The sequence below is a fragment of the Hydrogenovibrio kuenenii DSM 12350 genome (genome assembly GCF_000526715.1).
In the GTDB taxonomy this organism is placed as follows: Bacteria; Pseudomonadota; Gammaproteobacteria; order Thiomicrospirales; family Thiomicrospiraceae; genus Hydrogenovibrio; species Hydrogenovibrio kuenenii.
This window is the reverse complement of the sequence record NZ_JAGP01000001.1, coordinates 1,550,308-1,573,384: the sequence shown is the minus strand read 5'-3', so window position 1 is coordinate 1,573,384 and position 23,077 is coordinate 1,550,308. Positions and strand designations below refer to the sequence as shown.

The 23,077-nt window shown below is 40.9% G+C and carries 22 protein-coding genes; 18 read left to right on the top strand and 4 right to left on the bottom strand.

Translation table 11 applies throughout. The features are described 5' to 3' along the window. Nucleotides 1-15: 15 nt before the first annotated feature. Nucleotides 16-387, top strand: a complete 372-nt coding sequence (locus N745_RS0107505; RefSeq protein WP_245595672.1) for a hypothetical protein — start codon at nt 16-18, stop codon at nt 385-387. 69 nt (nt 388-456) lie between these two features. On the opposite strand, the gene N745_RS0107500 is transcribed toward N745_RS0107505, so the two are convergent. Both N745_RS0107500 and N745_RS0107495 read right to left on the bottom strand, forming a co-directional pair. Next, nucleotides 457-1,704 (bottom strand): ammonium transporter, encoded by a 1,248-nt coding sequence (locus N745_RS0107500; protein ID WP_024851508.1) that lies wholly within the window; start codon nt 1,702-1,704, stop codon nt 457-459. A 113-nt stretch (nt 1,705-1,817) separates the two neighbouring features. Next, complete coding sequence (locus N745_RS0107495) at nt 1,818-2,156, bottom strand: P-II family nitrogen regulator (RefSeq protein ID WP_024851507.1); 339 nt, start codon at nt 2,154-2,156, stop codon at nt 1,818-1,820. 176 nt (nt 2,157-2,332) lie between these two features. Here N745_RS0107495 and N745_RS0107490 point away from each other — a divergent pair, with 176 nt between their 5' ends. Beyond that, complete coding sequence (locus N745_RS0107490) at nt 2,333-3,100, top strand: hypothetical protein (RefSeq protein WP_024851506.1); 768 nt, start codon at nt 2,333-2,335, stop codon at nt 3,098-3,100. A gap of 69 nt (nt 3,101-3,169) precedes the next feature. Next, nucleotides 3,170-5,905, top strand: coding sequence for a bifunctional [glutamate--ammonia ligase]-adenylyl-L-tyrosine phosphorylase/[glutamate--ammonia-ligase] adenylyltransferase (gene glnE / locus N745_RS0107485; RefSeq protein ID WP_024851505.1), 2,736 nt, complete (start codon nt 3,170-3,172; stop codon nt 5,903-5,905). A 67-nt stretch (nt 5,906-5,972) separates the two neighbouring features. On the opposite strand, the gene N745_RS0107480 is transcribed toward glnE, so the two are convergent. Continuing rightward, nucleotides 5,973-8,387 carry an Rne/Rng family ribonuclease gene (locus N745_RS0107480; RefSeq protein ID WP_024851504.1) on the bottom strand — a complete coding sequence of 805 codons (2,415 nt, stop codon included), beginning with the start codon at nt 8,385-8,387 and terminating at the stop codon, nt 5,973-5,975. A 647-nt stretch (nt 8,388-9,034) separates the two neighbouring features. On the opposite strand from N745_RS0107480, the gene rluC reads away from it, so the two are divergent. Next, the gene (gene rluC / locus N745_RS0107475; RefSeq protein WP_024851503.1) at nt 9,035-9,982 is read left to right on the top strand and encodes a 23S rRNA pseudouridine(955/2504/2580) synthase RluC; all 948 of its coding nucleotides are present in this window, start codon (nt 9,035-9,037) and stop codon (nt 9,980-9,982) included. Nucleotides 9,983-10,007: 25 nt separating this feature from the next. Then, nucleotides 10,008-10,685 (top strand): HAD family hydrolase, encoded by a 678-nt coding sequence (locus N745_RS0107470; protein WP_024851502.1) that lies wholly within the window; start codon nt 10,008-10,010, stop codon nt 10,683-10,685. A 17-nt stretch (nt 10,686-10,702) separates the two neighbouring features. Here N745_RS0107470 and N745_RS0107465 read toward each other — a convergent pair whose 3' ends face one another. Further along, nucleotides 10,703-11,317: a Maf family protein gene (locus N745_RS0107465; protein WP_024851501.1), complete on the bottom strand. Its 615-nt coding sequence runs from the start codon at nt 11,315-11,317 to the stop codon at nt 10,703-10,705. Between the two features lie 115 nt (nt 11,318-11,432). Between N745_RS0107465 and N745_RS0107460 the strand changes: the two genes are divergently transcribed. The 13 genes from N745_RS0107460 to holB all read left to right on the top strand — a co-directional run bounded on the left by N745_RS0107460 (nt 11,433) and on the right by holB (nt 23,033). Further along, nucleotides 11,433-11,960, top strand: coding sequence for a YceD family protein (locus tag N745_RS0107460; RefSeq protein ID WP_024851500.1), 528 nt, complete (start codon nt 11,433-11,435; stop codon nt 11,958-11,960). Between the two features lie 24 nt (nt 11,961-11,984). Then, on the top strand, nt 11,985-12,158 hold the full coding sequence (gene rpmF / locus N745_RS0107455) for a 50S ribosomal protein L32 (protein WP_024851499.1): 174 nt from the start codon (nt 11,985-11,987) through the stop codon (nt 12,156-12,158). A gap of 105 nt (nt 12,159-12,263) precedes the next feature. Beyond that, nucleotides 12,264-13,319: a phosphate acyltransferase PlsX gene (gene plsX, locus N745_RS0107450; RefSeq protein WP_024851498.1), complete on the top strand. Its 1,056-nt coding sequence runs from the start codon at nt 12,264-12,266 to the stop codon at nt 13,317-13,319. A 44-nt stretch (nt 13,320-13,363) separates the two neighbouring features. Then, nucleotides 13,364-14,341 carry a beta-ketoacyl-ACP synthase III gene (locus N745_RS0107445; protein ID WP_024851497.1) on the top strand — a complete coding sequence of 326 codons (978 nt, stop codon included), beginning with the start codon at nt 13,364-13,366 and terminating at the stop codon, nt 14,339-14,341. Nucleotides 14,342-14,383: 42 nt separating this feature from the next. Next, the gene (gene fabD / locus N745_RS0107440; protein ID WP_024851496.1) at nt 14,384-15,307 is read left to right on the top strand and encodes an ACP S-malonyltransferase; all 924 of its coding nucleotides are present in this window, start codon (nt 14,384-14,386) and stop codon (nt 15,305-15,307) included. Between the two features lie 81 nt (nt 15,308-15,388). Further along, nucleotides 15,389-16,129: a 3-oxoacyl-ACP reductase FabG gene (fabG, locus tag N745_RS0107435; RefSeq protein WP_024851495.1), complete on the top strand. Its 741-nt coding sequence runs from the start codon at nt 15,389-15,391 to the stop codon at nt 16,127-16,129. 120 nt (nt 16,130-16,249) lie between these two features. Beyond that, nucleotides 16,250-16,486 carry an acyl carrier protein gene (gene acpP / locus N745_RS0107430; protein WP_024851494.1) on the top strand — a complete coding sequence of 79 codons (237 nt, stop codon included), beginning with the start codon at nt 16,250-16,252 and terminating at the stop codon, nt 16,484-16,486. Nucleotides 16,487-16,580: 94 nt separating this feature from the next. Next, nucleotides 16,581-17,813: a beta-ketoacyl-ACP synthase II gene (fabF, locus tag N745_RS0107425; protein WP_024851493.1), complete on the top strand. Its 1,233-nt coding sequence runs from the start codon at nt 16,581-16,583 to the stop codon at nt 17,811-17,813. Between the two features lie 8 nt (nt 17,814-17,821). After that, nucleotides 17,822-19,246, top strand: coding sequence for an aminodeoxychorismate synthase component I (locus tag N745_RS0107420; RefSeq protein ID WP_024851492.1), 1,425 nt, complete (start codon nt 17,822-17,824; stop codon nt 19,244-19,246). Further along, nucleotides 19,243-20,223: an aminodeoxychorismate lyase gene (gene pabC, locus N745_RS0107415; RefSeq protein WP_024851491.1), complete on the top strand. Its 981-nt coding sequence runs from the start codon at nt 19,243-19,245 to the stop codon at nt 20,221-20,223. The genes N745_RS0107420 and pabC overlap by 4 nt, the downstream gene beginning before the upstream one ends. Further along, nucleotides 20,220-21,260 carry an endolytic transglycosylase MltG gene (gene mltG, locus N745_RS0107410; RefSeq protein ID WP_024851490.1) on the top strand — a complete coding sequence of 347 codons (1,041 nt, stop codon included), beginning with the start codon at nt 20,220-20,222 and terminating at the stop codon, nt 21,258-21,260. Before pabC ends, mltG begins: the two co-directional genes overlap by 4 nt. A 75-nt stretch (nt 21,261-21,335) precedes the next feature. Continuing rightward, on the top strand, nt 21,336-21,992 hold the full coding sequence (gene tmk, locus N745_RS0107405; RefSeq protein WP_024851489.1) for a dTMP kinase: 657 nt from the start codon (nt 21,336-21,338) through the stop codon (nt 21,990-21,992). Between the two features lie 24 nt (nt 21,993-22,016). Further along, nucleotides 22,017-23,033, top strand: a complete 1,017-nt coding sequence (holB, locus tag N745_RS0107400) for a DNA polymerase III subunit delta' (RefSeq protein ID WP_024851488.1) — start codon at nt 22,017-22,019, stop codon at nt 23,031-23,033. The last annotated feature ends 44 nt before the right edge of the window (nt 23,034-23,077 follow it).

Below are 23,077 nucleotides of genomic sequence, written 5' to 3'. Positions count from 1 at the left end.
GAAGGCCCTCCTTTAGTGGATGTCCCTGTTTCTAATCTACAGGCGAAATATTTGTTTTTACCTTATGGTACTTTATTGTCAAAAGGTGAAACGGTTCGTATCTGGATGGAAAATGGTAAGACTCGTGTAGTCCTGATTGAAGAGAAGATAAAATTGTTATTTTCTGGTGATGGACCTACGCCTTTAGAATATGACCGGGTTTTACCTTGGGAGTTGATTGCGTTTGACAGTGGGATTGAGATTGGTGAATTGATGCACTGGCAAGATCATCCGCTTTATAACCCTGATACAACGTCTGTGGTTTTGGTTTTTAGCCAAATTATTGAAGTGCCTAAAACATTTAAGGATGTTTTACGGTCTTGGCTTTATAGAATTCGTACCTTATAGATACTCTTTTTAAGAGGTATAAAAAAACCCCGCTTAAGCGGGGTTTTTTGTTTGAGTCGTTGACTAAGATTACTTAGTGAACTCTGGGTAAGCTTCCATTCCACATTCGGATTGGTCAACACCTTCGAACTCTTCTTCTTCAGAGACTCGAATCCCCATAACTGCTTTGATGATTGACCATACAATCAAGCTTGAAATGAATACCCAAGCGAAGATTACGGCAATACCAGTTAGCTGAGCTACGATAGTTGCATCAGGGTTAGTGAAGGTAACAGCGATTAGACCGAAGATACCTACGATACCGTGAACAGAGATCGCACCTACAGGATCATCAATTTTGAACTTAGTATCCATAATGATGATTGCGAATACTACGATGATACCACCTACAAGACCGATTAAAGTAGACTCTAGTGCTGTTGGTGTTAGAGGTTCTGCAGTAATTGCAACCAGACCAGCTAGGGCACCGTTCAACATCATCGTTAAGTCAGCTTTACCGAACTTCAATTTAGAAGCGATAAGTGAACCGATAACACCACCAGCCGCAGCCATTAGTGTGTTAACGAAAACCATTGCTACAGCGTTAGCTTCATCAACGTTAGATACTTTAAGCTCAGAACCACCGTTAAAGCCGAACCAACCTAACCATAGGATAAATGTACCTAGAGTTGCTAGAGGTAGGTTTGCACCAGGAATCGCTTTTGATTCACCGTCAGCAGTATATTTACCTTTACGTGCACCTAGTAGTAGTACACCTGCTAGAGCTGCAGCAGCACCAGCCATGTGAACGATACCAGAACCAGCGAAGTCAAGGAAACCTAGACCATCTAAGAATCCACCACCCCATTTCCAGTAGCCTTCCATTGGGTAGATAACTGCTGTGAATACGATAGCAAATACGAAGAAAGACATAAGCTTCATACGTTCAGCTACTGCACCAGACACAACAGACATTGCAGTTGCAACAAACACAACTTGGAAGAAGAAATCTGACATACCAGAGTAGTAAGGCGCCCCGTCACCACCTTTCAATACATCAGCAACAGTGTGATCTGGGCTCAACAAGAAGCTGATACCAGGGATAAAGCTGTTAACAGCATCACTTGGATACATGATGTTGTAACCAACCAGCATGTACATGATACATGCGATAGCGAAAAGACCAACGTTCTTCGCTAGAATTTCAGTCGTGTTCTTTGAACGAACAAGACCGGCTTCGAGCATGGCAAAACCTGCTGCCATCCACATTACCAATGCACCAGTTACCAAAAAGTAGAAGGTATCCAATGCATAATTTGTTTGAAGTAATTGTTCCATACCTAATTTCCTTATGACTAAGTTTCAAATAGTTTGTTATCAAGATTAAATTGAAATCAATATTTGAATGAGTATCCTTTGTGATTTCATTTCTTAATGAATAAAAGAACTATTTAAAGGGCAATATCCCCGGTTTCTTCAGTACGAATTCGCACTGCGTTTTCTAATGGGCTGACGAAAATTTTTCCATCACCGATTTTTCCAGTTCTGGCGGCATTTCCGATTGCTTCAATCACGCTGTCAACCTTGTCGTCTGCTACTGCGATTTCTAGGCGAACTTTTGGAAGAAATTCAATTGCATATTCAGCCCCACGGTAAATTTCCGTGTGACCCTTTTGGCGTCCAAAACCTTTTGCTTCTGTGACAGTCATACCATGCACATCAATTTCATGCAGGGATTCGCGTACATCATCAAGCTTAAAAGGTTTGATAATTGCTACTACTAGTTTCATACTAACCTCTGATTTGTAATGAATAAAAAAAGAGCATCTCGGTCTCTGTTAAAGCTTTTGGCGTGCCATCTATTGAATTTATATATATAACAATGACATAGGTGTAAAATTGCTATTAATAAAAGTTGCTATTTGTTATGTTTGGTGCAGTTTTGTTTTTTATGGTGCAATGTTGAATGAAGTCATTTTTTAGTCGTTTTCCTAAAATTGCGGTTGCCTTGATAGCTCAGGCTTTCGCATTAGTTTTATTGGCTGCTTTAGTGCTTGTGGCCAGTTTTTTTATTGCGCCTCCATATCCATTATGGCTTTTGGTATTGGTTCAAGGTTTCTTGGCAGCGTTTATTAGCTGTCGGATGGGGTTACCTTGCTGGTGGCGAATAATTCAGATTGCATTACCTGTAGGGCTATATTTTGGGTTGACCTATAAGGTTAACTCTTGGTGGGCTTTGGGAATTTTTATTGTGCTTTGGTTGGTATTTTTCAATGCTATAAAAGAACGGGTACCACTCTATTTGACTAATAGCACCACAAGAGAAGCTCTAAAAAAATTGGTAAAAAGACGTCGAAAGGTTCGTTTTTTGGATTTGGGTGCCGGTCTTGGTGGTAATGTTGTTTTCATGTCTCAATTGCCTAATGTAATGCGATCGGATGGTGTGGAAACTGCTCCTATCCCTTATTTGCTTGCACGATTTTTTACGTTGCTTCGTGGAGGGCATATTTATGCAATGGATATATGGAATACCAAGTTGGAATATTACGATGTAGTTTATGCCTTTTTGTCGCCCGAACCGATGGAAAAACTTTGGCAAAAAGTATCGAATGAAATGGTTTCTGGATCGGTGTTTATTTCCAATAGTTTTGCTGTGCCAGATGTTGAGCCATCAGAAGTTTGGGAGTTGAGTGATTCTCGAAAGACCAAGCTATATCTTTATCATATTCAATAAATATTACATACTAAAATCTGCCAGGCTGGGCTCTGTATTAATCCCAGGCTACTGTATCGAGGAGGGTGAATGACACGGCCGAATGTTCAAAATAAACAAGAAATGATTTCTCAAGTGAAAGAATGGAGTCCATTTGTTGAGAGAACGCTGTCTCGTTTTCCGGAATGGATAGAGGCAGTGGATTTTGAACACGCTTATCAAGGTGATTCACTTAAGTTAAAGTTGCACCGAGGCTTGGTTGCATGTGAGGACTTAAGTCATCTTAATCAATTGCTAAGACAATGCCGTCTGCAAGAAATGGTACGGATCGCTGTACGCGATTTAGCAGGTTTGGCTTCTGTAGAAGAAACTTTGCAGGATTTATCTTCATTGGCAGATGGTTTGGTTTCAGGGGCGTTGGATTGGCATTACGAAGATGCTTGTCAGAAATATGGTTCTCCTATGGGGCAGCTTTCTGGAGATCCTCAAAAGATGCTGGTAATTGGCATGGGTAAACTGGGTGGTCGAGAGCTAAATTTTTCTTCAGATATTGATTTAATCTTTGCTTACCCAGAAAAAGGTATGGCTGTAAATGAAAGAGGAAAAGAAACGCCTAATGATCAATTTTTTACTAGGCTAGGACAGGCATTAAATAAATCTTTAACCGAGTATACGGACTTGGGTATGGTGTACCGCGTTGATATGCGCTTAAGACCTTTTGGTGATTCTGGACCTTTAGCGGTCAGTTTTAATGAGTTAGAAAATTATTATGAAATTCATGGGCGCGCATGGGAGCGTTATGCACTAGTGAAGGCTCGTGTGATTGCCGGCGACCAAACAAAAGGGGAGGAGTTATTTGATATTTTGAGACCTTTTGTTTTTCGAAAATATGTCGACTTTACAGCGATAGAGTCACTTCGTGAACTGAAAGCGATGATTAATGCCGAGGTACAAAAGAAGGACAAGCAGCAGAATATTAAATTGGGACGAGGCGGTATTCGAGAAGTAGAGTTTATTGTGCAAGCTTTTCAATTAGTGCATGGCGGCAAAAACTTAGACCTTCAAGGTCGAGAGTTGCTGTTTATGTTAAACCGTCTTGAGAGCGAATTATTTTTAGAGCAAGAAATTGCTGATCAATTGAAAACTGCCTATTTATTTCTGAGAAAAACCGAAAACAGATTGCAGGAGTGGAGTGATCAGCAAACTCATGACCTGCCACAAGATGAAGGGCAGCAATTGTGCCTGGCTCAATCTATGGGTTATGAAAACTATGCAAGTTTGTTGTCAGAATTAAGCATTCATCAGAATTTTGTGCAGCAAGAATTCGATCTACTGTTTGCCGAACAAGATCAGCAAGAAGGTGTGATTAATGCAAAACAGCAGGTTCTTGAGGCATCTAATAATCAGGAGGAGAGTGAAGGGTTATCGAGCTTGCTGGAGCAGTTTAAGAAAGAGCGATCATATATTCATGCTAGTAATGAATCTGTGCAAAGGTTTCAAGCAGTACTGCCAAGAATATTGAATGGACTTCAACAGGTTGATAACCCAGAAGTTACGTTAGAAAGAGTGCTTAAAGTTATTGAAAGCGTGATGAAGCGTAGCGTTTATTTGGTTCTTCTAAAAGAAAACTTAAGTGTTATTGATGATTTGCTTAAGCTTTGCTCATTAAGTGAGTGGATGACGGATATGCTGGCACGTTATCCTGCATTATTGGATCAACTATTGGACTCACGAATACTGTATGAGCCACTTGAATTGGTTGACCTCAAAAAAGAAGCAAACCACTTGTTGGAGCAGTCACAAGATGATGAAGAGATGTTCATGAATCAAATTCGTCAGTGGCGACATGAAAAAGTTTTTCGTGTTGCGGCAGCTGATGTGACAGGGCAGGTACCTGTGATGAACGTGAGTGACTATCTAACCTGGATAGCTGAAGCTGTACTGGAAGTCGTTACCGAGTATGCTTGGCGACATATGCAAAAACGTAATGGCTTACCTGGTGGATATGATGTTTCTTCGGGCATGCCTTTTTTGATTCTTGGTTATGGGAAGCTTGGCGGTATTGAACTAGGTTATGGATCTGACCTGGATATTGTTTTTTTATACCATGGTTTGGAGTCGTCTGCCCGGTCTGACGGCGAGCGACCTCTCGAAAATAATGTTTACTTTATCCGTATGGGGCAGAAAATTGTTTCTGTTATGACAACCCTTATGCCTACAGGAACGCTTTATGAAGTTGATACACGTTTACGCCCTGATGGCGCAAGTGGTTTGTTAGTTGCCTCATTTGATAACTTTGTTAACTATGAAAAATCCAAAGCTTGGGTTTGGGAGCATCAAGCACTTGTACGAGCACGAGCAGTGGTTGGTTCCGAAGCAGCAAAACATGCGTTTGAAGTTTTTAAAAGAGAGTTTATTTCTGAGGCAAGGGAACTTAATTCTCTGAAAGCTGAAGTTGTGGATATGCGTCAAAAAATGCAGCAGTCGCTTGATAAGTCATCTGAAACAGAGTTTGATTTGAAACAAGGGCAAGGTGGTATTGTTGACATCGAATTTATGGTTCAGTACTTGGTGTTAGGGTTTGCAAATCAGCATGAGGAACTTTCTGTTTGGTCTGATAATATTAGGCTATTAGATGCGGTCAAAGCAGCAGGAATCCTGGATGATGCCGATGTTCAATTGTTGGAAGATATTTACAGAGAGTATAGAAAAACTTATCACCGTTTGGCTTTACAGAATGTTAAAGCTATTGTGTCTGTGACCGAGTTTCATTTCGAAAGGGAAAATGTTAGGCGTATATGGAATAAGGTTATGTTGGATAAATAAATTTATCTAAGAAAGAGAATAAAAAAAGCGCCATTTAGGCGCTTTTTTTATACATAAATCATTTGATTTATTTTCCTTCTGACGACTCTGTTGCTGGTTCAGGTTGTTTTTCTACTGAAGTTTCCGTTTGAGGAGTATTAGTAGGTTCAGATCCTGGAGCAGGAGAGTGGATAGAAAGTGATTCTGCACCTTCTGGCTTACGACGTCGACCGTTGTAGCTGCGTGTGTTATAGCGGCTACGACGTCTTGGTCGGCGTTCAGAAGATTCATTTTCGTTTTGAGCATTAGCTGTTTCAGAAACGTCAGCATTTTCTTCATTTGTTGAAGATAAGCCTTCAGTCGGTTTTTTCTGGTTACGCGTTCTTCTACCTCTTTTTGGACGAGGAGAGGATTGTTCTGCATTATCAGTTTCAGTGACATCAGAGCTTGTAGGCTTAGTATTGGTCGTTTCTGTTTCGCTAGAAGCATTACTTGTATTACTAGTGATTGTTTCTTGCGTTTCAGTACCGTCAGTTTCCTGTTTACGACGACGATTGCGGTTACGGCCGCCACGACGGTTCTCACGACCTTTACCTGTTGACTGCTTCTCGTCGCTTTTATCTGAGTTGTTTTCAGATGCATTAACAGGCATTTCCAATGCAGCGGTAGCGGCATTATCTACAGTAGTTGAGTTATTGTCACCAGATTGACGACGTCTGTTGTTACGGTTACGGTTGTTGTTACGGTTACGGTTGTTACCATTTCGGTTGTTTTGACGACGTCTAGGTTGTGGTTTTTCCTCTTCCTGTTCTTCTGGTGCAGCAGCAAATAAAGCTTTCCATAAGCGGTTAAACAAACCAGGCTTGGTTTCTTCAGTAGCTTTTGGTGCAGGTGTTGGTGCTGGAGGTGCACTCGGCTGCATATTTTTGATTGCTGGCTCTTCCTTAACAACTTTAGGAGGCTCAATAAAATCATCCATATTTTGATGAGAGGTTACATCTTTGATTTTATAGCTTGAATCATTAGAGAGCTCTTCACCATGTTTTGTACGTTCCATTTGGTAATGAGGTGTTACAAGGTGCTCATTTGGAATGATTAAGACATGTAATTTATGATGATCTTCAATGTGGATGATTTGATGACGTTTTTCATTGAGTAAGAAAGTTGCAACATCGACAGGGATTTGAACCGTAATACGTCGTGTATTTTCTTTCATTGCTTCTTCTTCGATTAAACGAAGAATAGATAATGCCAAAGATTCAACACCTCGAATTACGCCGACACCCTTACAACGAGGGCATACCATTTGCGTGGACTCTTCAATAGAAGGTCTTAGGCGTTGGCGAGACATTTCTAATAGACCAAAACGTGAGATTTTGCCAATTTGAACACGAGCTCTGTCGGATTTAACCGCTTCTCGCATTTTGTTTTCAACATCTCTTTGGTGGCGGTTTGAATGCATATCGATAAAGTCGATTACAACCAGTCCACCAATATCTCTTAAACGGAGTTGGCGAGCAATTTCACAAGCTGCTTCCAAGTTAGTGTGATAAGCAGTTTCTTCAATGTCTCCACCCTTAGTCGAACGGCTGGAGTTAATGTCAATCGAAGTCATTGCTTCGGTAATATCGATAACGATTTCACCACCAGAAGGCAATTTTACTTCTCGCATGTAAGCAGATTCAATTTGAGACTCTACTTGGAAGCGAGTGAATAGTGGGATGCTGTCCTGATAAGGTTTTACCTTGTACACTTGGTGAGGCATAACGTGTTGTATGAAATCACGCGCTTTATGGAAGGTTTCCATATCATCGATGATAATTTCACCAATGTCTTGGCGTAAGTAATCACGAATTGCCAGGATAACGATATCTGATTCTTGGTGGATTAAGAAAGGAGCTGTTTTTTCAGTAGCTGAATTCTGGATTGCTTCCCATAGCTGTACTAGGTAGTTAATTCCCCACTGTAGTTCTTCAGTGGATTTACCAACACCTGCTGTTCGGATGATGAGTCCCATGCCTTCAGGAATATCAATGTCACGAAGTGCATCACGAGTATCTGTGCGATCTTCACCTTCAATACGACGAGAGATGCCGCCTGCTTTAGGATTGTTTGGCATCATAACGACATAAGGGCCAGCCAAAGTAATTTGTGTAGAAAGGGCAGCCCCTTTGTTGCCTCGTTCTTCTTTCTGTACCTGAACAATAATTTCTTGACCTTCTTTTAGAACGTCTTTAATTGTCAATTTATCTCCAGCAAAGTTCTCTGGATAATACTCTTCAGCAACTTCTTTGAAGGGGAGGAAGCCATGTCTTTCAGAACCGTAATCGATAAACGCAGCCTCTAGGCTAGGTTCGATGCGGGTGATGACACCTTTGTAAATGTTGGCTTTTTTCTTTTGATGATGTGGGGTTTCGACGTCCAAGTCGTAGAGCTTTTGCCCATCGACTAATGCGATGCGGACCTCTTCTGGTTGCGTCGCGTTAATCAGCATTCTTTTCATGCGATTCTCTTTTTAATTATGTTAAAGAGAAACGGATAAAAACAGGGTTGAGAAGATGAAAAACGGAAGGTGAGTAAGGCATCTTTGCGGAGTTTTTTGTTGAATGTTATACACGCTTAAATAGCGTTAAATACCATCAATGACGGCTTTTACTCCTTTTATTTTCTTATTTTTAATCTTTGGTTGCAGTTTCGATTATTTCGAAAGCTACATAGAGACTTGAGTAAAAGCATCTCGCGTTGTTTTCGAGCTTTTATTTTATGTGCCATAAAAGCTCTTAGCCAAATCAGATGTTTTAATTTAATACTTCGAAAGAAACATCTGTTTTATTTTGTTACTCGGTATTTTTCTTGGTAGAAATCATCCCGTATGGTTGCAGTATCGTCTTACGTTCTTCGCTTTTTTGGCGGTTGCGATCTGTAACTTTTTTCTATTTTTTCGTCTGTTTTATCTATTTCTCGTGGTTCTTTTAAAACTATTCTAAAACCGAGTGGCTTCAGAACTCTAAAAAATTCTGTATCACTTAGTTTCTGTTTTATATAGAAATTCTAAGCTCCGGCTAAATATATCATTCATTTTTCAGGGATGCAATGCATCCATGCATATTATCTTGTAAACTAGCGCAAATTACGTTAAAGAGAAAGAATATGTCTGTAAAGTTTATTACGGCTGGCTCCGAAGATGCTGGTCAGAGAGTCGATAACTTTTTAATGCGCCATTATCGCAATGTCCCTAAAACACTTATTTACCGAATTATAAGAAAAGGTGAGGTTCGCGTTAATAAAGGGCGGGTAAAGCAGACGACCCGAATTCAGGAAGGGGATTTAATTCGTATTCCACCAATTAGAACGCCTGAAAAAATGGAAGTTAAAATACCAGCCGGTCAGCTAGAGCGAATAGAACAAGCGATTTTGTATGAAGATGCTGATTTGATGGTAATTAATAAGCCTTCAGGTGTTGCAGTTCATGGTGGTAGCGGGGTTCAGTTTGGTTTAATAGAAGTAATGCGAGAGCTACGCCCCTTGGCAAAACGTATGGAGTTGGTACATCGCCTTGATAGAGAAACTTCAGGGTGTATTTTATTGGCCAAAAAAGCATCTATATTGAAAGCGCTTCATGAACAAATTCGTGAAGACAAAATGGTTAAAGAGTATTTGGCTTTACTATCGGCACATTGGCCTAAAGGCAAGCAAAAAATAGACTTGCCTCTGCTAAAGAACACGCTTCAATCAGGCGAAAGAATGGTTGTGGTAGATCAGTCTGGTAAGCCTTCAGTAAGTTTTTTTAAGGTGGAGCAATCTTTCAAAGAGGTTGATTTGGTGAATGTTCGTTTGAAAACAGGGCGCACACATCAAATACGTGTTCATGCACAGTCTCAGGGTTGTCCCATTGTTGGGGATGATAAGTACGGAGATAAATCTATTAATAAGTCATTTGCTAAGTTAGGTATGAAGCGTTTGGCTTTGCATGCTCAGTTTTTAACCTTTACCCACCCAGGTAAAGAAGGTGATGATGCAGTAATAAAAATTGAAGCGCCTTTGCATCACGATTTTGAAGGGATTATTCAATATTTATCATCTGCTGATAATGAATAGCAGTACAGTGGTTTAGGATTTTAAAATGACGAAAAAATACCAATGTGTCATCTTTGATTGGGATGGTACTTTAATGGATTCTGAGGCGAGGATTGTTGCTTCTATTCAATATGCAGCAAAGCATGCAGGTTACCCAGTCTTGCCTTATGATGTTTCTAAAAGCATTATCGGTTTGAGTTTAGAAAAAGCCATTTATACGCTTTATCCTGATGCGACTGAAGCGGGTATTGCAGCTATGGCAAAAGGTTATACAGAATACTTCTTGAACCATGCTGATGTTGACATGAAGCCTTTTGATGGGGCTGAAGCGCTTCTACAAATGTTGAAAAAAGCTGGCGTGAAAACGGCAATTGCGACAGGAAAGAGTCGTAGAGGGTTGGATCAAGTGTTATCAGAAGTTGGGTTTGAATCTTATTTTGATATGACGCGAACACCAGTTGAAGCGGAGTCGAAGCCTAGTCCATTAATGTTGCAGCAAATAATTGATGAGTTTGGTTTAGCGGCTGCGGAAGCTGTGATGGTGGGGGATACTGAATTTGATATGCAAATGGCTCAAAACATTAATATGGATGTTATTGCCTTAAGTCATGGGGTTCATGATCTGGATGTATTGAAAACCTATGAGCCCGTTTCATATTTTGATGATTTACATTCTATGACAGATTGGTTGCAACATCATATAAAACCATTTCAGTCTGCTTAAGCTTATAAGTGTTTAAATTATTTTGCCAAGTAAGGTAGTTGAATACCACAAGCTTTTAAAAAGCTGGTCAATTGAATTAAAGGTAGTCCAATTAAGGCATTTGGATCGGTCGATTCAATTTTTTCAAATAGAGTGATGCCTAGTCCTTCAGATTTGAAGCTGCCTGCACATTCAAATGGCTCTTCTAGTGTTAGGTAGTTATGAATGTCTTCATTACTCAAATTTCTGAAGAATACTTTTGTTGTGTCAAGAGCTTGATAGGTCTCTTGGTGGATTTGATCTATTACAACAAGCCCTGTAAGGAATTCAATTGTTTTGCCGCTGAAGTTGCTTAGCTGTTGAAAAGCTTTGTCATATGAGAGGGGTTTGCCAATGGGTTGGTGATTAAAGATCGCGCTTTGATCCGAGGCGATGATGATGCTGTTGTTTGTGCCTTTTGCAACTTCTTCAGCCTTAGCTAGAGACAAGCGCTTTACCATGTCCGTAACGGGTTCGTTCGGCAAGGGTGTTTCGTTAATGTTAGGTTTAGCTGTGGTAAACGTGAGCCCTAGTTTTTCTAAGAGTTGCTTGCGAAAAATTGAAGTGGATGCAAGGGTAATGTTGGGTAAGTCGGATTGGTATTGCTTGCTCATAAGTAGTGGTTGCGTTTAGTCGTTGTTTTAATTGAATTTTATTATTGAATTCTAAGATAGAAAGATGTTGATATTCTTTTTGACTTTGGGGTTCAATGGGAGTATGATTCGCGCCATGTTTGACAAGCTTCCAGATTTAATTGATCCGATTTACTCTGCACAACATCATAAACGATTTACTGCTAGAGTCAATCAGCGGAAATTTCCGCGCTTAGTCGAGCGTTTGGTAGAGCCTAAACATGATATAACAGTCGATGTGCAATTTTATCGGCACCCAGTGCATAAGCTGGTTGCATTTGATATGCATTTAGAGACTGTTTTGAACTTAAGGTGTCAGCGTTCATTGAGCCCATTTGATTATCAGGTGCGTGCTGATGTGACAGGTGTTTTTGTTGAGTCAATGTCACTAGCAGCTGAGTTACCAAATGATATAGAAGTTTACGAACTTCCTGAAGACAAGTTGTCGTTGATTGAATTGATTGAAGAAGAAGTGTTGCTTTGTGTGCCATTATCACCTATTGATGAGAACGCAAAAATGGCATATGAAAATCCTCCAGAAGTCGAAGCACAGGCTTCTGATGAATTAAAGAATAAAGAAAACCCTTTTGCACTCTTAAAAGGTTTGCAAAAAGATCCGAATTAGATTGTTGATTTTAGGAGTACTACAATGGCTGTTCAAAAAAGTCGTAAAACACCATCAAGACGTGGTATGCGTCGTTCACATGACGCGCTAGACGCAACTACTTTGACAGTTGATCAAACAACTGGTGAAGTACATCGCCGTCATCATGTGACTGCTGATGGTTACTACAAAGGTAAAAAAGTTATTCAAGATAAGTAATCTTGTCTTTAATGCTATCAAAAAAACCCTGAGCTATGCTTGGGGTTTTTCTTTCTAAGTATCTTCCCGTTTTAAATCTGACTTAACGAGTTTAGGAAAACTATCTTGACTATTTCAATTGCAGTAGATGCGATGGGTGGCGACCATGGAGTGTCGGTGACTGTACCTGCTTCATTGAAAGCCCTATCCAAATTTTCCGATATTTCTATTGTGCTAGTAGGTCAGCAAGAGCTGATTGAAAAAGAACTAGCCAAACACCAGTATGATGCGAGTCGCATTAATGTACATCATGCTGAACAAGTGGTAGAGATGGATGACTTGCCTTCAAAGGCGCTTAGGAATAAGCGTAAGTCCTCTATGAGGTTGGCATTGAATCTGGTGAAAGATGATGAAGCCAATGCTTGTGTGAGTGCAGGTAATACCGGTGCTTTAATGGCTGTTTCTAAGTTCGTATTAAAAACTCTTCCTGGAATAGATCGTCCTGCAATTTGTACATCAATGCCGACAATTAAAGGTCATGTCCATGTCTTGGATTTGGGAGCAAATGTTGGTGCTGACGGTGAGAGTTTAGCGCAATTTGCCGTTATGGGGTCGGTGTTGACGAAAGCTGTGGATAATAACCCTAGTCCAAGAGTTGGCTTGTTAAATATTGGCGAAGAAGAAATTAAAGGACATCAGCGCATTAAAGATGCCAATGAGATTCTCAAAAATACCCAGATCAATTATGTTGGTTATGTTGAGGGTGATGAGATCTTTAAGGGCGATGTAGATGTGGTTTCTTGTGATGGCTTTGATGGAAATGTTGCTTTGAAGTCGAGTGAAGGAGTTGCGAAAATGATTTCCTTCTATTTAAAAGAAGCATTTAGTAAAAATTTACTCACCAAATTAGTTGCGTTAATTTCCTATCCAGTACTGAAAGCTTTTAAAGAAAAAGTCGATCCAAGGCGTTATAATGGCGCATCATTTTTAGGGTTGCGCAAAATCGTTATTAAAAGTCATGGTGGCGCGGATGCATTTTCTTTTTATCATGCGATTGCGGAAGCTAGGCTTGAAGTGATTAAAAATGTTCCTGATTTGATTGCTCATGAAGTAAAAGCACTTTTAGAAACAAAAGAAGTCTTGTCAGAAGACTCGCCTCAAGCCAGCGCGGAGCAGGCGTAAGTTTAACCATATTCAGTAGGGCTAAGTAGCCAAAGCAGGTATCAATGAGTCAAAGAATCTATAGTCGTATTATTGGAACGGGAGGGTATCTTCCTGAAAAAGTAATGACGAATTCAGATTTGGAGAAGATGGTTGATACCACTGATGAATGGATTCGTGAGCGTACAGGTATTGAGCAGCGCCGTATTGCAGCGGATAATCAAACGACCTGTGATCTTGCTTATGAAGCTTCTATACAAGCACTAGAAATGGCAGGCGTTCAAGGTTCTGATCTTGATCTGATTATTGTCGCAACCACAACCCCTGATAAAATTTTTCCAAGTACAGCAACTCTTTTACAGCAACGCCTTAATAATCACGGTGCGCCTGCGTTTGATATTCAGGCAGTCTGTACGGGATTTGTTTATGCCTTGAGTGTTGCGGATCAATTTATGCAAACCGGTATGGCTAAAAAAGCATTGATTGTTGGCGCAGAAACCTTATCTCGTATAACAAACTGGGAAGACCGTAACACTTGCGTGTTGTTTGGTGATGGTGCTGGTGCGGTTGTATTAGAGGCATCAAGTCAGCCAGGTATTCTTTCCACACACATTCATGCAGATGGTCAATATGAAGAGTTGCTTCATGTGCCATCAGGACCATCTAAACGACCTTCTTCAGACGATGTTGCAGAGCGTACAATGCAAATGAAAGGGAATGAGGTCTTTAAGATCGCAGTTAATACCTTGAGTAGCATTGCTAAAGAAACGCTTGAAGAAAATAATCTTACAAAAGCTGATTTGGACTGGCTAGTTCCACATCAAGCCAATCTCCGTATTATAAAAGCGACCGCTAAAAAGCTTAGTTTGAGCGACGAACAAACAGTTATTACAGTCAATAAGCATGCAAACACTTCAGGTGCGTCAATTCCTTTGGCTTTAAATGAAGCTGTCAGAGATGGACGCATTCAGCGTGGACAGACACTTTTGTTAGAAGCATTTGGTGGTGGCTTTACTTGGGGTTCGGCGCTCATCAAGTATTAATTTCACGCTAAACTAATTTAAAGATTAAAGGTTTTTCCAGTTATGTCATATGCATTTGTTTTTCCCGGGCAAGGTTCTCAATCTATTGGAATGATGGCTGATATGGCCGATCAATACTCAGTTGTAAAATCAACCTTTGAAGAGGCGTCTGATGCCCTTGGTTATGATTTGTGGCAAGTAACTCAAGACGGTCCTGAAGAAAAGTTGAACCAAACAGATGTGACTCAGCCAGCAATGTTGACAGCAGGTATCGCAACTTATCGTGTGTTGGCAGCAGAAAAAACATTGTCTCCTGCTTATTTGGCTGGACACTCATTAGGTGAATATACTGCATTGGTTGCCTCTGGCGTTATGGATCTTGCTCAAGGTGTTAAATTGGTTGAAACGCGTGGTCGTTTAATGCAGACAGCTGTACCAGCAGGTGAGGGTGCAATGGCAGCTATTCTTGGGCTGGAAGATCAGCAGATTATTGATATTTGTGCACAAGTAGATGGTGTGGTTGAGGCTGTAAATTTTAACTCACCAGGCCAAGTTGTGATTGCTGGCGCAAAAGCAGCAGTGGATGCTTCGTTACTGTTATTTGAAGAAGCTGGTGCTAAGCGAGTTGTACCTTTGGCAGTTAGTGTGCCTTCGCACTGTTCTTTAATGAAACCAGCTGCAGAAGCTTTAAGTGAGACTCTGGCATCAATTGAGTTTAATGTGCCGACAATTCCAGTTATACATAATGCCAGCGTACAGTCGTTTTCAGATGCATCAGCGATTAAGCAAGCATTGGTAGAGCAGCTTTATATGCCTGTGCAATGGGTGAAAACTGTTGAGTCCATGAAAGCCCAAGGCGTTGAAAAGTTATTTGAGCTTGGGCCTGGTAAGGTGTTGATGGGTCTAAACCGTCGTATCGATAAAAAAATGGGTATGACAGCTGTATACGATGCAGGTTCTGTCGCAAAAGCTTTAGAAGGCTTGTAAAAAATAAACCAACAAAAATTTAATTCATTTTGATTTCAATCATTTAAAATTACGATATCAAATTTGAGCTGAGGAAGGAATATGTTAACAGGAAAGATTGCTTTTGTAACGGGCGCCAGTCGCGGTATCGGTAAAGCCATTGCACTAGATTTGGCAGCGAACGGTGCCACTGTTATAGGAACGGCAACCTCTGAATCAGGTGCTAACGCGATTTCAGAATATTTGAAAGAAGCTGGTGCGACCGGTACAGGCATGTGTTTAGACGTGACTCAAGCTGAAATGATTGCTGCAGTTTTGGCGGAAACGACCGAAAAGTTTGGTGTGCCAACGATTTTGGTTAATAACGCTGGTATTACCCGTGATAATTTATTAATGCGCATGAAGGATGATGAGTGGGATGATATTATCCAAACAAACCTGAGTTCTGTTTATCGTATGTCAAAAGCTTGTTTGCGCGGTATGATGAAAGCAAAAGGTGGTGCAATCATTAATATTGCATCTGTGGTTGGTGTGATGGGTAATGCCGGGCAAACTAACTATGCAGCAGCTAAAGCTGGAATAATTGGTTTTAGTAAATCTCTTGCAAGAGAAGTTGGTTCTAAAAATATTACCGTTAATACCGTTGCACCAGGATTTATCGATACCGATATGACTCGCGCGCTTCCTCAAGAACAACGCGATTCCTTAACACAACAAATTCCATTAAAACGTTTAGGTTCTCCTGAAGACATTGCCAAGTCAGTGACTTTCTTGGCTTCAGAGGGTGGTAGTTACATTACTGGTCAAACACTAAACGTGAATGGTGGTATGTACATGATTTAATTAACCTTTGATTTTCCTCAATTTTTCAAAATAGATGTAATAAAAAGCTTGAAAAATGAGTGGGTTAAGGCGAAAATGGCGGCATTTAATTTAACTTAAACAAAAACCGGAGAATATTCCATGAGCAGTATTGAAGAGCGCGTAAAGAAAATCGTTGTTGAACAACTAGGTGTTGAAGAAGGTCAAGTTACTCCTGATGCTTCATTCATCGATGATTTGGGCGCAGACTCTCTAGACACAGTTGAGTTGGTAATGGCTCTAGAAGAAGAGTTTGATTGTGAAATTCCAGACGAAGAAGCTGAAAAAATCGCTACTTTGGCACAAGCTACGTCTTATATTGAAGCTAACTTAGACTAAGTAATAAGCTTTTCTATAAAAAAAAGGCCGTTTTTACGGCTTTTTTTGTTTTTATGAGACCGAGTCGTAAAGAATAACAAGGAAAATACATTAGATGCGTCGAGTTGTAATTACAGGTGTTGGATGCGTAACACCAATGGGAAACAATACTGCGGATTCATGGGATGCTGTTTTGGCAGGAAGAAGCGGAATTGATTATCTATCTTCTTTTGATACTGAAGGCTTTGCAGTTACATTTGGTGGTGAAGTAAAAGGATTTGATGTCACTCAAGTAATTTCGGCAAAGGACGCCAAAAAAATGGATCCTTTTATTCATTACGGTTTAATGGCTGGAACAGAAGCGCTAAAAGATTCAGGTCTAGTCGTAACTGAAGAAAATGATTTTAGAATCGGTGTATCAATCGGTTCTGGTATCGGTGGGATTGGCGCTATTGAAAAGCAACATAGCGTATTAAGTGCTTCTGGCCCACGTCGTGTTTCACCTTTTTTTGTACCGAGTGCCATTGTGAATATGGTTTCTGGTAACTTTTCGATTATGCACGGCCTTAAAGGTCCAAACATGGCAATCGCAACCGCTTGTGCAACAGGCACACACTCAATTGGAGATTCTTTTAGAATGATTCAAATGGGTGATGCGGACGTTATGCTTGCAGGTGGAGCAGAGCATGCAGCGACACCTCTTGGTTTGGCAGGATTTGCAGCTGCTAAAGCGCTTTCCACTCGAAATGATGATCCTAAGACGGCAAGTCGTCCATGGGATAAAGATCGCGATGGTTTTGTTCTAAGTGATGGTTCGGGTGTGGTTGTATTGGAAGAATATGAGCACGCTAAAGCGCGTGGTGCAAAAATTTACTGTGAAGTCATTGGTTTTGGTATGAGCGGTGACGCCTACCATATGACTAAACCTGCTGAAGGTGGTGCAGGCGGTGCACGTGCTATCCAAAATGCTATCAACAACGCAAAACTGAATCCTGACCAAGTTGATTATATCAATGCTCATGGAACTTCTACGCCAGCAGGTGATGTATGTGAAGTCGGTGCTGTTAAGTCTGTATTTGGACAACATGCCTATAACCTAACGATGAGTTCGACCAAGTCTGTAACCGGTCATGCATTGGGTGCAGCAGGTGCAATGGAAGCAGTTTTTGTAGCCAAAGCGATTGAAGAGCAGGTATTACCTCCTACGATGAATTTAGAAAATCCTGATGAAGGTTGTGATTTAGACTTTGTTTCAGGTGAAGCAAGACAGTCTAAAATTGACTATGCTGTGTCTAACTCTCTAGGTTTTGGTGGTACCAACGCAACTTTGGTCTTCGCAAAAATCTAGGGCTGCATTTGATAGCGGGTAAATCGGCTTCAGAGTCAGTGCTTTCGTCAAACAGTTACTATCTGGTAGAAAAACTGTTTGATGGTGTATTTGATTTACTGAAGCTACACCAGTTAGACTCAACCGCTTATCCTTTTTTGCTTGAAAGCGTTGCACAGTCCCAGAACATTTCTGGGGCTAGTACTTCAAGTGATGCCAATCAATTCGATATTCTCTTTGCTTTTCCGCAAGAAACTCTTTGTTTGAACAACCCAATTGAAGCTGAACAGTTCGTTCAAAAGTTTGAACACGACTTTTCTTCGCTTAAAGTTGAGTCTGACGAGCAAAGTTGCCTAGATTTACCCTTTAGTGGCGGTTGGTTTTCCTATTTTAGTTATGACTATGCAGAAGTCATAGAGCCGACATTACAGCTGCCTCAACAGACAGAATCCTCTCTACCCTTAGCATCTATAGTGCGAGTGCCTTCGGCTTTTATTTATGATAAGAGCAATGAGGCGCTTTATATGGTCACGGAAGTTGGCTTTGAATCTCATTTTGATTTAATGAGAGAGGCTTTTGAGAAGTGTCGTAAAGCAGTACTAAAAATCAGCCCCTTCGATATTTTGTCTCAATCTGAAGAGCCGGAAGATAAATACCTTGATGGGATAGCGGACATTAAGGAATATATTTTGTCAGGCGATATTTTCCAAGTGAATTTATCTCGTCAATGGTCAGTTTCACTTTCGACTGATGATGCCGTTTCCGTTTATGAATCTTTAAGAAATAATAATCCAGCACCTTTTGCTGCTTTAGTGGATTTTGGAGATTGGCAGATAATAAGCTCTTCTCCAGAACGTTTAGTACGCTATCAAGCACCTCGGGTAGAAACGAGACCTATTGCCGGTACGCGTCGTCGTAGTGAAGATCTGGCAAAAGATTGTGCGTTAGTTGAAGAACTTCGCCAGCACCCAAAAGAAATTGCCGAGCATATAATGTTGATTGATTTGGAGCGTAATGACTTGGGTAGAATCTGCCAGGCTGGGTCGGTTGAAGTCAATGAACTGATGGTGATTGAGACTTATGAGCATGTGCATCACATCGTATCAAATGTTCGCGGTCACTTAAAAGAAGGCGTTTCTCCACTGGAAGTGATTCATGCGACTTTTCCAGGGGGAACCATTACCGGTTGTCCCAAAGTGCGCTGTATGGAAATTATTGGTGAGTTAGAGCAAATGCCTCGCTTGGCCTACACTGGCTCTTTAGGTTATATCAATCGTGATGGCAGTTTGGACTTTAATATTCTGATCAGAACCATGTTAAAACAAGGTTCGGACATTCAATTCAGAGCGGGAGCAGGAATCGTAGCAGACTCAATTGCAGAACGAGAGCTGATGGAATCCCGACATAAAGCGAAGGGGTTGATTCGCGCTTTGGAAGCTGGAGCGAGTTTATGACCACCTGGTATAACGGACAGCCACTTCAAGACGATCAATTGAGTTTTAATCATGGCTTGCTGGACAGAGGTTTGCAGTATGGTGATGGTTTTTTCACCACGATACTTTTATTAGACGGTGGTCTGGTTAATTGGTCAGCGCACCTTAAACGCATTCAACAAAGTGCAGAGCGTCTTAAGTTTCAGGATTTGAATCTTACAAAACTGATTGAAGACTTTTCTTGTTTTGTAGAATCATTAGTTGATTCGGATGAAGTAGTGCCTGAACGTATGGCGCTGAAAATTTTGGTTACGCGCGGGTTTGGGGGGAAGGGTTATCAACCACCAGAGAAAGGTCAGGGAAGTACGAACTGGATCTTTCAAGCGATGCCTTATCCAAGTGTTGGCGGCGTTGCTTTTGAAGCGTTAATCGAATCTAAGGATACATTTTCATTTGATGACGAACACCCAGCCTGGCAGATTTTTCCACAAAAGTTAACGGTGAGTGATGTCTGTTATGGACAACAACCTTTGTTAGCAGGTTTAAAGCATTTGAATCGCTTAGAAAATGTTTTGGCTCGCCAAGCATTGATGGAGTCATCATTCGATGAAGCGGTTATGTGTAGTTTGTCAGGAGAGTGTGTTTCCGCAACCCAGTCTAATTTATTGTGGATTTGCGAAAATACGGTTTATACGCCTGAATTGACGTCTTGCGGTGTAAGTGGCACAACTTTGCCCGTTATTTTAGACTTGGCTAAGTCACAAGGTTATCAGGTACAGGTTGACCGTTTTCATTTAAATGTACTGAATCAAGCGGACGAAATTTTGTTATGTAATGCTTTAAGAGGTGTTATGCCAGTGACTAAATTTATAAATAAAACACTAGAGAGACAATTCAGCACTGAAAAAACACTTCAATTAGCCTATGATTGGATGAAATGGGCAGCCGAAAATCGCACGCATTATCAAGAGTTATTTACACCATCTAAAACGCTATGAAAAAAAGTATTTTTTTATTAAAAGTTATTGCTATCTGTTTCGCTGTTATCTGGCTGTCAGTTGAAGGTTGGACATTCAAACAGTTTTTAACCGCACCTATTTCATCTTTAAGCCAAGCGAAAGTGATTGATATTCCGAAAGGGGCTTCCGGTAAGTCGGTGGCGAACCTTTTACACAAAGAAAGATTGATTCGACACCCTCACTGGCTGCGTTGGTATTTAAAAATCGTAGGAAAATCGCAAAAGATTCAGACAGGGGAGTTTGAAATTCAACCTAGTTGGACGGTAGAGCAGTTAGTTAAGCAACTGACTGAAGGAAAGAATGTCGCTTACCCAATGACGTTCATTGCAGGCGAAACCTTTCAGCAGTCGTTACAAAAGCTGGCAGCCATGCCCAAAATGAAGCATACGAATTTTAATCAACAATCATTACAAACAGAACTCGGTGTTTCCGGGGCTTTGGAAGGGATGATTTTGCCTGAGACTTATTTGTACACGGCGGGTGATACGGATTTGTCTGTTCTTAAGCGCGCACATCATGATTTGCAAACCTTACTGGATAAAGAATGGCAAGCTCGTTCATCAGACTTACCTTTTAAGACAGCTTATCAAGCTTTGATTTTGGCTTCCATTGTCGAAAAAGAAACGGGTTATGGGCCTGAGCGTCCTAAAATCGCAGCAGTGTTTATTAATCGTCTGAAGAAGCATATGCGCCTACAGTCTGATCCTACTGTAATTTATGGGATAGGAGCAAAGTATGACGGTGATATTCGTAAAAAAGATTTGTTAACCAAAACCCCTTATAATACTTATCGTATAAACGGACTGCCGCCAACACCGATTGCGTTGGCCAGCGCAGATGCCATCAAAGCTGTATTTCATCCGGCTGAAACAAAAGCATTGTATTTTGTTGCCAATGGAGATGGTCAGCATCGTTTCTCAAATACGCTTGCAGAGCATAATCGTGCCGTGAGAGCTTATTTGATTAAAGAAAAAGAAGCCGGAAAGTCAGCTGTAAATCCGGTTAAATCCAAATAGTTTATTAACTTCAGGTTGGTGATTTTTGTAAAAATCTACCAGGCTGGGGTGTCGTTAAAGGTCATTGTTTGTTGAATGAAACACAAATATTTAGGTAAATTTATTACGCTTGAAGGTACTGAAGGTGCCGGTAAGTCAACCAATCTCAAGTTTATGGAAAGCTGGCTCAAGGCTCAGGATATAGAAGTGATTACCACCCGTGAGCCTGGGGGGACTGATATCAGTGAAGCTGTACGAGCCATTTTGCTTGATAATAACAATACCGCAATGACAGCAGAAACCGAGTTGTTGCTGATGTTTGCCGCACGTAACCAGCATCTTCAAGAAAAAATTATTCCTGCACTAGAAGCCGGGAAGTGGGTTATCTCGGATCGTTTTACGGATGCTTCTTATGCTTATCAAGGTGCCGCGCGCGGTATTTCCTATGGTCGTATTTTGGAGTTGGAGCAGTGGGTTCAACAAGGCTTTTATCCAAATATGACGTTTGTTTTTGATCTGTCGATCGAAGAAGGAATGAAGCGCGTGAAGTCACGTGGGCAAACTGATCGTTTTGAAGAAGAAGAGCATGATTTCTTTGAAAAAGTGCGCTCAGCATATTTAAATCGAGCGAAGCAAGCACCACAACGCTATGAAGTGATTGATGCCGGCTTGCCATTGGTGCAGGTTCAGGCGCAGGTTGAGCAAAAGCTTAAGCAACTTTGCTTGTCAGCAGGCAAAAAAGTCGTTGCCTAATTTAGGCAAAGGAATAGAAATATTTTGGTATTACCTTGGTTAGAATCTCTTTGGCAGGAATGGTTAGCCCAAACTGCACAGTCGCAACCTAATGCCCAGGACTATGGTATAGGTCACGCCTACTTATTGGCGGGTACTGATGGGATTGGTATGACGGGGTTTGCTGAGCAAGTTGCACAAGGTATTCTGTGCCAACAACCAGGGCTAGAGGCTTGTGGGCAGTGCGCACAATGCCACCAGTTTACGCAGCTTACACATCCCGATTTTTTCCGAGTAAGCATACCCGAAGATAAAAAAGAAATTTCTGTCGATCAAATTCGCCAACTAAGTGACAAAATATTCAGTACATCTCATCAAGGTGGTTATAAGGTTGCCTTAATAGAAGCGGTAGAGCATTTAAATCGTTCCGCATTTAACGCTTTGCTCAAAACACTTGAAGAACCACCAGCTCGCACTGTCTTATTGTTAACAACCCATCATGCAGGGCGTTTGCCCGCGACGATTGTTAGCCGTTGCCGTCAACTGCGATTTTCTACGCCAGCTTTTGACCAAGCTTATGCTTGGTTGTCTCAAAGTGTGCCTCAAGCAGATGATGCCCTGTTAAAAAGAGCCTTAAAGGTTAATTGGGGTGCGCCTCTTAATGCAAAACAATGGATTGAAGATAAAGGTTTTGAGTTGGAATCGGAATGGCAATCCGATATGAAAGCACTGAGAAATGGTAAATTAGCCGTTTCTCAAGTTGTAGAAAAATGGGTTAAGTTTGAGCACCCTGAGCAGGTGTTTGATTGGTTCTATTTGTGGACGGTGGATGCAATACGTTCTGCGTCATATCAAAACAAGTTGGATTTTAATCCTAACTGGGTGTTATTTCAGAAATGGGTATTACAAGCCAAGCAAACATGGCGACAAAATGCTAACAAAGAGCTATTACTGGAAAGTCTGTGCCTAGCGTGGTTAGCACATCAAAAACCAGATTTCGATCCGAATCAGCCATTATTTTCTGTTATGAAAGGTGACTGGATTCGTGGTCAATGGGTGTAATTTCCCTCTCAAATCAAGCAATAACAAGGTTTTAAACAAAAATT

Bases quoted from the DNA above. Each gene is read 5' to 3' on its own strand.
- rpmF (WP_024851499.1), top strand. From the start codon at position 11,985: ATGGCTGTTCAAAAAAGTCGTAAAACACCATCAAGACGTGGTATGCGT.
- fabG (WP_024851495.1), top strand. From the start codon at position 15,389: ATGTTAACAGGAAAGATTGCTTTTGTAACGGGCGCCAGTCGCGGTATC.
- N745_RS0107460 (WP_024851500.1), top strand. From the start codon at position 11,433: ATGTTTGACAAGCTTCCAGATTTAATTGATCCGATTTACTCTGCACAA.
- mltG (WP_024851490.1), top strand. From the start codon at position 20,220: ATGAAAAAAAGTATTTTTTTATTAAAAGTTATTGCTATCTGTTTCGCT.
- pabC (WP_024851491.1), top strand. From the start codon at position 19,243: ATGACCACCTGGTATAACGGACAGCCACTTCAAGACGATCAATTGAGT.
- N745_RS0107490 (WP_024851506.1), top strand. From the start codon at position 2,333: ATGAAGTCATTTTTTAGTCGTTTTCCTAAAATTGCGGTTGCCTTGATA.
- N745_RS0107470 (WP_024851502.1), top strand. From the start codon at position 10,008: ATGACGAAAAAATACCAATGTGTCATCTTTGATTGGGATGGTACTTTA.
- tmk (WP_024851489.1), top strand. From the start codon at position 21,336: ATGAAACACAAATATTTAGGTAAATTTATTACGCTTGAAGGTACTGAA.
- rluC (WP_024851503.1), top strand. From the start codon at position 9,035: ATGTCTGTAAAGTTTATTACGGCTGGCTCCGAAGATGCTGGTCAGAGA.
- N745_RS0107495 (WP_024851507.1), bottom strand. From the start codon at position 2,156: ATGAAACTAGTAGTAGCAATTATCAAACCTTTTAAGCTTGATGATGTA.
- N745_RS0107445 (WP_024851497.1), top strand. From the start codon at position 13,364: ATGAGTCAAAGAATCTATAGTCGTATTATTGGAACGGGAGGGTATCTT.
- fabF (WP_024851493.1), top strand. From the start codon at position 16,581: ATGCGTCGAGTTGTAATTACAGGTGTTGGATGCGTAACACCAATGGGA.
- N745_RS0107465 (WP_024851501.1), bottom strand. From the start codon at position 11,317: ATGAGCAAGCAATACCAATCCGACTTACCCAACATTACCCTTGCATCC.
- fabD (WP_024851496.1), top strand. From the start codon at position 14,384: ATGTCATATGCATTTGTTTTTCCCGGGCAAGGTTCTCAATCTATTGGA.
- glnE (WP_024851505.1), top strand. From the start codon at position 3,170: ATGACACGGCCGAATGTTCAAAATAAACAAGAAATGATTTCTCAAGTG.
- N745_RS0107500 (WP_024851508.1), bottom strand. From the start codon at position 1,704: ATGGAACAATTACTTCAAACAAATTATGCATTGGATACCTTCTACTTT.
- acpP (WP_024851494.1), top strand. From the start codon at position 16,250: ATGAGCAGTATTGAAGAGCGCGTAAAGAAAATCGTTGTTGAACAACTA.
- N745_RS0107480 (WP_024851504.1), bottom strand. From the start codon at position 8,387: ATGAAAAGAATGCTGATTAACGCGACGCAACCAGAAGAGGTCCGCATC.